The following is a 9,025-nucleotide window of genomic DNA, read 5'->3' on the forward strand; positions in this document are numbered from 1 at the left end:
GAGCGGTTCGAGAAGGAGCTCTTCGACCTGGTGTTCATGGATTGTTCCATGCCCGTCATGGACGGCTACCAGGCGACCCGGGAGATGCGCCGCCGCCAGGGAACGGCAATGCACACGCCCATCGTGGCCATGACCGCCAACGCCATGGAAGACGACCGTGAACGTTGTCTTGCCGCCGGAATGGACGACTATCTGGCCAAACCGTTCACGTTCGCGGCGCTCCGTGAGCTTCTGGAGCGGACTCTCTCCCGGGTTCGCACGGAGTGGAAGAAGTGACGCCGCTCTCCGAGGGAGTTTTCTGCCCCGCGAGCACCGCCGTCAGGAGGGATTTACGATGAATGCCATGGAGTTTCTTCCCCTGTTCGCGGAACTCATCGGCAGTATCGCCTCTACGCCCGTTCCCCTGGGAGCCTTCGGGCGCATCGACACCAACGGGGAACGGGCGGGATACGTCATTTCCGTCGTGGTGGACGAACGGCGTCTCCGGGATATCCACCCCCTCGATACGGGAGAGAGTTTCAACATCTACGTCTGAGGAAGAAGGCGCAGTTCCGGAAAGAGCGCGTCCCGAAGCGCCGCGACGACGGCGCACATGTTCCGGATCGGCTCCTGGGACGGGATGCCCCGGAGCGTGCGGAAGGGGTGGTCACACCCGTCGAGGACCAGAAAGCGCCTGTTCTCGCCCTCGCAGTGCACCAGATTCGCGAGCCTCCTGCAGGCTTCCTCGGGGAACGTGGTGTCCTCGCTGCCATAGAACGCCGTGAGGTGTCGCACCCGCGTCCTCCGGGCGGCCTCGTGCAGACTCGCCTGGGCGAAGAGCGAGTCCAGGATGGGAAGCTTCCGGCTTTCCTGCGCCTCGGGCCTGAGGGCGTCGCCGCTTCCGGAGAGGAAGAGGCACGAAGCGCCGGAGACGTCCGGCTCCGGGAGTTCCTCGCAGCCGGGGACGAGCGGTGGCGTGCCTCCCAGAAGAAAGAGGGATTCGATGCCCCCGAGGGAAAATCCCCAGGGCCAGAGGGCGCGTTCGGGAAAGCGCGTTTGCACGTGGCGAAAGGCGGCGAAGATGTCCCACAGGTCCTGAGAGAAGGTTTTGCCCCGAAAGGCTTCTTCGGCCCATCTGCCGCGGTCTTCCCCGAAGGTCTCCCGGTCCCGGCGCAGGCGGCTCGTTTCCACGAGACAGGAGGCGATGCGCTGTTGCAGCAGGAGCCGGGCTATTTCCCCGTACTTGTTTCCCTCGGTCATGTCGGCGCACCCGTGGACGCCGTGAAACAGAAGGACGAGCGGCCCCGGATAATCCGTCCCGGCGAGATGCAGCAGGACCCTTTCGTCTCCGAAGGAACCTCGGATGGACACTGTTTCCACATTCATGAAAGACCCTCCTCGTGACGGAAAAATGGCGAAATCCGTGCGGAAAACCTTCCCGCACAGTCCGTTATGTCGAAAAACTTCCCGTCGGGCGTCCTTTTCCGCCCTGTGTCCGTGGATCCTTCCGGGCGGGCGCCTTCTTCCCGGTGCTGCTCCGCCGGAAGCCCGGGAGTTGCGTTTCGAGGACCACAATACCACTCCGCCTTGTGGAGAGACAATGCGGAAGAATGGCTCACGGCATTCGTCGGGCGGGCGCTTTCCGGGGACATCGCGGCGGTCCTTCGTTTTCTCGGTGTTCGCGGCGGAAGGTGGAGGCGGGATGACGACAAGCCCCGGGCATTCGCCCGGGGCTTGTCGCAGAAAGGTCCGCTGGGAAAGGGTGCGAAACGTCGGGATCAGTACTGCATCCACTTGTCCCGAAGTTCCTGGAGCTTGCCCGTGTCGTCCATCTCCTTCAACGCCTTGTTGAGTCCTTCCAGGAAGGCCGTCTCATCGAGGCGCGTCGCCAAGGCTTTTCCCGTTCCGGTGATCTCCTGGTCGAAGGCGAGCTGCACCTGTCCCGCGAAATCCTTCTGGTCGACGAACTTCACCGCCACGGGGCGGTCCATGAGGGTGGCGTCCACCCGGCCGAGAGCCACTTCACGGACGCAGTCGTCGAACTTCTGGAAGCGCTTCACCTCGACGCCCTCGATGGTTCCGGCATAGGTGTCCTGAACGGTCCCCAACTGTGCGGCGACGGTTTTGCCCTTCAGATCTTCCAGACTCTTGATGTCCTCTCGTCCGGCCTTGACGATGAAGGTGCTCAGGGAAATTTCGTAGGGCGTCGTGAAAGCGACCCGCTTGGCACGTTCTTCCGTGGCGCTCATGCCTGCGGCGATGAGGTCGATCTTGCCCGAGAGGAGGGCGGGGATGAGGCTGTCGAAGGGCATATCCACCCACTCAACCTTTTTGCCGAGCTTCTCCGCGAGGGCGTGGGTGAGGTCGATGTCGAATCCCTGGAGATTGTTGTCCTTGTCCCTGAATTCATAGGGAGGATAGGTGCTCTCCGTTCCGACGAGGATCGTCTCCTTCTCAAGGATCGCCGCCCCCGCCGGGCTGAAGGCGAAGAGGAACACCAATGCCGTGGTCAATGCGATTGCGAGACTTTTTTTCATGTTCTTTTCCCTCCTCAGTGATATGGTAGTGCCTTGTGGAAATCGAAACGCGAGACGGAAAAACGAAGACGCCCTTCTATACCAGAGTTGCGCGAAAAGCAAAAAAATGCACTCTCTGGCATGATTCGGCACATCATAATAAGATGTGGGCGTTGTTCTGTCAAAGGGGAGGAATGGTTTTATGGTGGCTGCCGTCGAGGTGAGGGGACTGCACAAGTCCTTCGGTGCCCTGACCGTGCTTCAGGGAGTCGATCTGCGCATCGAGGAGAAGGAAGTGGTGTCCGTCATCGGGCCCAGCGGCTCTGGAAAAAGCACGCTGGCCCGTTGCATTTGTTGTCTGGAGGAGATACAGCAGGGGGAGATTCTCCTCCACGGAGAACGCGTGGACGGAGGGCGTCTCCGGAACAAGGCCATGGCGCATCTCGTGGGGATGATCTTTCAGCAGTTCAACCTCTGGCCGCATCTCACCACGCTGGAGAACGTCTGTCTCGCCCCCGTCCGGGTGCTCGGGCTCGCCCCCGAAGCCGCACAGGAAAGAGGGGCTGCCCTTCTCGAACGGGTCGGCCTCGGGGACAAGCTCGGTGCCCGTCCGGCCCAACTCTCGGGAGGGCAGCAGCAGCGGGTGGCCATCGCCAGGGCTCTCGCGATGGAGCCTCGGATCATGCTCTTCGACGAGCCCACCAGCGCCCTGGACCCGGAACTTGTCGGGGAGGTCCTTGAGGTCATGACCGACCTCGCCGCGTCGGGGATGACCATGCTGATCATCACCCACGAGATGCTCTTCGCTCGGGAGGTCTCCCACCGGGTCATCTTCATGGCCGATGGCAACATCGTCGAGGAAGGGGCTCCGGAAGCGCTCTTCCTGAACCCCCGCATGCCGCGCACGAAGAGCTTTCTCCATCGCATGTCCGCGCATTTCGGCACCGCCCTGGTGGCGGAGGAAGGAGGACGGCGATGACCCTCGACTTCTCCGTTCTGGCGCCCTACGGGCACATGTTCGTCCAGGGGTTGCTCATCACCGTGAAGGCCTCACTCTTCGGGCTCTCCATGGGCGTCGTCATCGGCGTTCTCGTGGGGGCGCTACGGGTCGTCCCGATCCTTCCCCTGAGGGCGCTGGCGGCGACCTACATCTACGTCATACGGGGAACACCCCTCCTGATCCAGCTCTTTCTCATCTATTTCGGCCTGCCCTCCCTCGGCGTCAATCTCCCCGCCTTCGTCGCGGGGATCATCGGCATCGGCATCAACTCCGGAGGCTACGTGGGAGAGATCGTCCGGGGAGGGATAGAGGGTGTTCCCAAGGGGCATTGGGAGGCTGCTCGGGTTCTCGGGCTTTCCTACGGGCAGACCATGCGGTGCATCATTCTTCCCCAAGCGGTGCGGAACATGCTTCCCGCCTTCGGAAACGAATTCGTCACCCTCATCAAGGAATCCTCCCTGCTCTCCACCCTGGCCATCACGGAGCTGACCATGGTGGGGCAGCAGGTCCGGAGCGTGACCTACGCCTCCTTCGAGACCTTTCTGCTGGTGGGGGGCATTTATCTTCTGCTGACGAGCGTCGCCGGAGGCGCGCTGCAGCTTCTGGAGAAGCGATGGCAGGTGCGGTGAGTCTGATCGAGTCCCTTGGAGCTTTCGGGAGGACGCACGGCAGAAGAGACAGAACGACCTCCAGTGAAGCAAGGGCGCGATCCGGCTTTCCGGTCGGACGCATTCCGCTGCCGACGGGACGGTGCGTCAATGCGGCGTGTAATCTCAGGACCTGCTGGGTTTCCTTGAAGAGACTCTGCTTCAGGGAGTGTGTTTCTCTCGTTTTTGATCACATCGCCTTGTTCCGAGGCCGACGTAGCGTTTTTTCGGAGGTCCCTTAAACAAGGGAACGACGGCGGGTTTCACAAAGAATTTCTCCGAACGCTCTTCGGTCGAATGAGTTTTGCAACAGTGTGTTCTTCTTCTCTCGCAACATGGAGGAGTATTTCCCCCGAACATTCCGGAAGTGCCGGGGGATCTTCGGCATTCGTGTCCGGGCCGGGGAGCTTTCGCCTCCGGCCCTGGTCGGCGTCTCTCTTGGGAGACGTCAGGAGGATGGAAAAACGAAACCTCCGCTGCTTGCATCCTCGGAATCGGTCTGGAAGACTTCTCGTATCGGGCGCGAAGGAGTTGTGGAAAGAGAATGCGGCGGAAGAGCCGCCTCTCCGTCGTCCTGTATTTCGAGAAAGGGGGAACAACCATGCCGGGAAGCTATTATCTTCCTGCGGTGAACCTCATTGATTTCGGTGCCGTCGCCAAGGTGGGGAGCTGGATTCGTACGCTCGGCGGGAGCAGGGTCCTCATCGCCGCCGCCGCGGCCCATCCCGGGGAGGAGCACGCCGCCCTCGCGGCGGAACACCTGAGCAGGGAGGGAATCGCCTCTGTGCCCTTCGTGAAGGTGCTGCCCAATCCGACGGACGTGCTTGTGGAGGAGGGAGCCGCGCTCTATCGGGCCGAGCGGTGCGATGCGCTGGTGGCCATCGGGGGCGGAAGCGCCATGGATTGCACAAAGGCCATCGGTGCCGTGGTGACCAACGGAGGGTCCATACGGGACTACGAGGGGACCAATCGGCTTCGGATCGCCCTGCCTCCCTTCGTGGCCATCAACACCACCGCGGGAACCGGCAGCGAGATCACCCGCTTCGCCGTCATCACCGACACGGAGCGCCACGTGAAGATGACCCTGGCGGACTGGCGTCTCACCCCGGACGTGTCCATCAACGATCCGGAACTCATGCTCTCCATGCCCCCCGGACTGACTGCCGCCACGGGCATGGATGCGCTCTCCCACGCGGTGGAGTCCCTCGTGTCCCTCAACGCCTCGCCTCTCACGGAGGCGCTCTCCCTGAAGGCGGCACGGCTCGTCTTCGATTTCCTCCCCCGGGCGGTGCGGGACGGAAACGACCGCGAGGCGCGAGAAATGATGACCCACGCAGCCTTTCTCGCCGGAGCAGCGTTCAACAACTCGGGACTCGGGCTGGTGCACGCCATGTCCCACCCTCTGGGAGCGAAGTACAATCTTCCCCACGGCGTCCTCAACGCCCTGCTCCTTCCTCACGTGGAACGCTACAACGCCGTGACCTGCTTCGAGAAGTTCTCCCTCCTGGGAGAACATCTGGGCATCGTGCGCTCCTGGCATTCTTCCGGGGAGAACGCGGAGACGACGCTCCAGGCCATGGGGCGGCTCGCGGAGGACGTGGGCATTCCCGCGTCGCTGGCGCGTCTCGGGGTGAAGAGCGAGGATCTCGGGGAACTCGCACGCCAGGCGGATCAGGAGGAGATCGGGCGCACCAACCCCAGAAAGGCGAGCGTCGAAACGATCCGGGAACTTTACAGGGCGGCCATGTAGCGGCGAGGGAGTGGCGTCCTTTTCTTTTCAGCCCCGCCGAAAGGACGTGCGATCACATACCGCTCTCCATTCCAGTGCCGTGTCGCCCGCTAGAGAGCATGCGTTGCGGCGTTTCCTCTGGAGGTGCGTGCGAAGGTCAGGCGGGCGGTGCACCCTTCGGCGTTCCGGAGGGTCATCGTTCCGTCGAGCTGCCGGGCAAGGGCATGGACGATGCGCAATCCGAGGGAATGTTCCTTTTCCGTCAGAACGGCCTCCGGGAGGCCCACCCCGTTGTCGGCGACGTCAAGGACGAGAAGGTTTCCCTCCCCCTCGCGCAGGGTGATCTTCACCTCGGGTTTTCGTTCGTGTCCCGGAGGAAAGGCGTGACGAAGCACGTTCGTCAGCAATTCGGTGAGGATGAGACCGCAGCAGATCGCCTGGTCCAGGTCGACGAGCAGCGTCTCGGGAATGGCGAGGACGAAGCGGAGTTCATGTCCTGCCTTACCGTAGAGGCTCCTAATGTGGAGGACCAGGTCGGCCGTGTACGTGGCCATGAGGATCGCCGAGAAGAATTCCTGTTTGTAGAGGTGCTCGTGGATGAGAGCCATGGAGCGGATTCTCGTGAGCGTCTCCGTGAGATGTTCCCGGGCGAAGGGATCGCGGACCTCCTGGAGCTGGAGCGACAGGAGGCTGGAGATGATCTGGAGGTTGTTCTTCACCCGGTGGTGGACCTCCCGGAGAAGCACTTCCTTTTCGTGCAGGGAATTTTGCAGCCGCGCCTCCATCTCCTTCCTGTCCGTGATGTCGAGCTGAATGCCCGCCACGCGGCGGGGCATGCTCCCGCCTGTCGTCCCCCCGTCGTCGATCGCCCGTCCCCGGCTGAGCATCCAGCGCCAGGAACCATCCTTCGCACGGAGACGCGCTTCCGTCTCGATGCGATTCGTTCCTGCCGCGAGGAGCATCTCCTGGGCGTGGCGGAGGCCGGGGAGGTCTTTCTCGTGGATGAGCGTGAGAAGCTCCTCCGTGGTGAAAGGCGTTTCGTCGGAGGAAGAGTAGCCGAGCATGGATGTCCATCGACTGTCCGGATGGAATGCGCCCTTTTCGGGTTCCCATTCCCAGACGCCTATTTGAGCTGCTTCGAGGACGAGTTCGAGGCGCTCCATCGCCTCCCGGAGGGCGACCTCCGCCTGCTTGCGGGGCGTGACATCCACAAGGACGCCCGCGAAACGCAACGCTCTCCCCTGGTCGTTCCGCTCGACCACCTTTCCCTTCCAGAGAATCCACTGCCAGGAACCGCCCCGGGAACGCATGCGGCATTCCATGTCGAAGAATGCCGTGTCTCCGGTCATGCAGCGATTCAGGGCGTCGTCGAAGCATGCTCCGTCCTCGTCGTGGAGGAGTGAGCGCCACGCCGCAAAGGACGAGGACAGATCTCCCGGCGCATAGTCCAGCATGGTGTATCCCCGGAAACTCATGACGATCTCTCCAGATGCGGTATCCCAGTCCCATACTCCCGCGTCCGCGCCTTCGAGCGCCATGCGGAGGCGCTCTTCCGCCGTGCGGAGGGCGGCGGTTCGGAGCAGCACCAGGGACTCGGCGTGTTCCTGCCGGGAGAGTGAGAGGAAGAGAACGGAGCCGAAGAGAGCGGTGAGGAGCACCCCGAGAGGCGGAACCCAGAGGTGTCCGCGGGGAAGATTGTTCGTCACGTAGATGCTCCCGGGACGGATTTTCACGGCCCATTGGCGGTCTCCGAGGGGGAACTCCCGGAGCTTCCGAAGGTGGTCCGGCGGTGCGGCGGCGTTTTCCGGGGCCTCCAGACGCGGTTTCCAAAAGGCGAGCGCCTGTTGTTCCGAGGGAGCGGAGAGATCGACGACCCAGGTGGGGAGGCCGAGGGGTTGCGTCGCGGTGATGATCGCCGAGAGCACGTCGTAGGGCGCAAGAACACCTCCCACGAAGCCGAGAAGTTCTTTTGTTTCCGCGTCGTCGATTCCATGACGGCGGACCCGAAAAACCGGCTCCAGGCCGAACACCAGAAACTGCTCCGAGGCGCCCCCTTCAGGGGAAAAACGCCCCGAGACGGCGAGGCGTTCGCCTCCCCAGGCGCGTTCCAGGGCGCCCTGCACGGCGGGAATCGTGAGAAGATCCGTGTCCTGCAGGCGGGCAAGCTCGGGCTCGGCCTCAAGGTACAAAACGGGGCAGGTGAGCGCACGGGGAGAGGCGGAGTTCTGATCGTCCGCGGCATCCTCGCCCCAATCGCGGATTTTCATGGGATGAACGTCCCGTTCGGGAAGAACGGTGCGTCGTTCCTGTCGATCCGGCAGTGGAGAGACCACGAGGGGAGCCCAGAAGAACCCCCGGAGACCGTTGCGGTCGTGCAGCACCGGGGCGGTGAACGTGCTGAATTCCTCAGGGGTGACGACGTCGGATCCTTCGAAGAAGCGCCGTAGTGCGCTGATTTCGAGAAGCCGTTCCCGGAGGTGGTCCGCGACGGCGGTGGCACGGAGTGCCGCGTCCCGTTCGAAACGTTCCCGGAAAAGCGCATGAGAGCGTTCTCTCTGGAAGGCGGCGACCCAGCCGGTGCACAGGAGTCCCAGGAGGACGCAGAGGAGAACTCCGTATCGGGAGGCCCGGGACGAAGAGAGGTGAGAGGAGACATTCGGGATGCGAAGAGCCTTCATGGCCATACCCCCGTTTCTTTGGAGAGCCCCTCCCGGAAATCGGTGAAAACGTCTCCGCACGACAGGGGAATCCCTTTCGCGTGGAGATCTTTTCGAGGATGACGACGCTTCATCGTCACCTTCTCCATCGTATCGGTGCTGCAAAATGCCTGAGAAGCGCAGTAATAGTTTACGTGTTGTCCTCATCGAAGGCAACGGGTTCTCTCGAAATCTCCACGGATGCTGATGTCGTATGTTTTGGAAGTCATTATGGAAAATGCGGTCACCTTGTGATACCGTAGCGAAACGGAAGCCTTTCCGCGGTTTCCCGAGTTCGTGCAGGGACGGTGATGCGCATGCGACATGTAACGGAACGTTCGGCCTTGCGGGAGGAACTCCGTCGCCTCCGGAGCGGTGGAACGCTGGGACTTGTGCCTACCATGGGATATCTTCTCGAAGGGCATCTTTCCCTGGTGCGGCGATGCAGGAGCGAGAAC

At 62.4% G+C, this 9,025-nt stretch carries 9 protein-coding genes; 6 read left to right on the plus strand and 3 right to left on the minus strand.

Annotated elements, in window-relative coordinates:
* Both Q1K49_RS12865 and Q1K49_RS12870 read left to right on the plus strand, forming a co-directional pair.
* A partial coding sequence (locus tag Q1K49_RS12865; RefSeq protein WP_300526408.1) for a response regulator occupies nucleotides 1–276 on the plus strand: 276 nt, incomplete at its 5' end.
* 58 nt (nucleotides 277–334) lie between these two features.
* Nucleotides 335–535, plus strand: coding sequence for a hypothetical protein (locus Q1K49_RS12870; RefSeq protein ID WP_213693500.1), 201 nt, complete (start codon nucleotides 335–337; stop codon nucleotides 533–535).
* Here the strand turns inward: Q1K49_RS12870 and Q1K49_RS12875 are convergent.
* On the minus strand, nucleotides 526–1,365 hold the full coding sequence (locus Q1K49_RS12875; RefSeq protein ID WP_300526409.1) for an alpha/beta hydrolase: 840 nt from the start codon (nucleotides 1,363–1,365) through the stop codon (nucleotides 526–528). The genes Q1K49_RS12870 and Q1K49_RS12875 overlap by 10 nt on opposite strands.
* Nucleotides 1,366–1,757: 392 nt before the next feature.
* Complete coding sequence (locus tag Q1K49_RS12880) at nucleotides 1,758–2,516, minus strand: transporter substrate-binding domain-containing protein (protein WP_300526410.1); 759 nt, start codon at nucleotides 2,514–2,516, stop codon at nucleotides 1,758–1,760.
* 181 nt (nucleotides 2,517–2,697) lie between these two features.
* Between Q1K49_RS12880 and Q1K49_RS12885 the strand changes: the two genes are divergently transcribed.
* The 3 genes from Q1K49_RS12885 (at nucleotide 2,698) to Q1K49_RS12895 (ending at nucleotide 5,892) form a co-directional block, all read left to right on the plus strand.
* The gene (locus tag Q1K49_RS12885) at nucleotides 2,698–3,474 is read left to right on the plus strand and encodes an amino acid ABC transporter ATP-binding protein (RefSeq protein ID WP_300526411.1); all 777 of its coding nucleotides are present in this window, start codon (nucleotides 2,698–2,700) and stop codon (nucleotides 3,472–3,474) included.
* Nucleotides 3,471–4,124 carry an amino acid ABC transporter permease gene (locus Q1K49_RS12890; RefSeq protein ID WP_300526412.1) on the plus strand — a complete coding sequence of 218 codons (654 nt, stop codon included), beginning with the start codon at nucleotides 3,471–3,473 and terminating at the stop codon, nucleotides 4,122–4,124. The genes Q1K49_RS12885 and Q1K49_RS12890 overlap by 4 nt, the downstream gene beginning before the upstream one ends.
* A gap of 562 nt (nucleotides 4,125–4,686) precedes the next feature.
* Nucleotides 4,687–5,892 (plus strand): iron-containing alcohol dehydrogenase, encoded by a 1,206-nt coding sequence (locus Q1K49_RS12895; protein WP_300526413.1) that lies wholly within the window; start codon nucleotides 4,687–4,689, stop codon nucleotides 5,890–5,892.
* Nucleotides 5,893–5,981: 89 nt separating this feature from the next.
* On the opposite strand, the gene Q1K49_RS12900 is transcribed toward Q1K49_RS12895, so the two are convergent.
* Complete coding sequence (locus Q1K49_RS12900) at nucleotides 5,982–8,549, minus strand: PAS domain-containing protein (RefSeq protein WP_300526414.1); 2,568 nt, start codon at nucleotides 8,547–8,549, stop codon at nucleotides 5,982–5,984.
* 335 nt (nucleotides 8,550–8,884) lie between these two features.
* Between Q1K49_RS12900 and Q1K49_RS12905 the strand changes: the two genes are divergently transcribed.
* The coding region (locus Q1K49_RS12905; protein WP_300526415.1) for a pantoate--beta-alanine ligase at nucleotides 8,885–9,025 on the plus strand (141 nt) is incomplete at its 3' end.

It is taken from the genome of Aminiphilus sp., assembly GCF_029975095.1.
In the GTDB taxonomy this organism is placed as follows: domain Bacteria; phylum Synergistota; class Synergistia; order Synergistales; family Aminiphilaceae; genus Aminiphilus.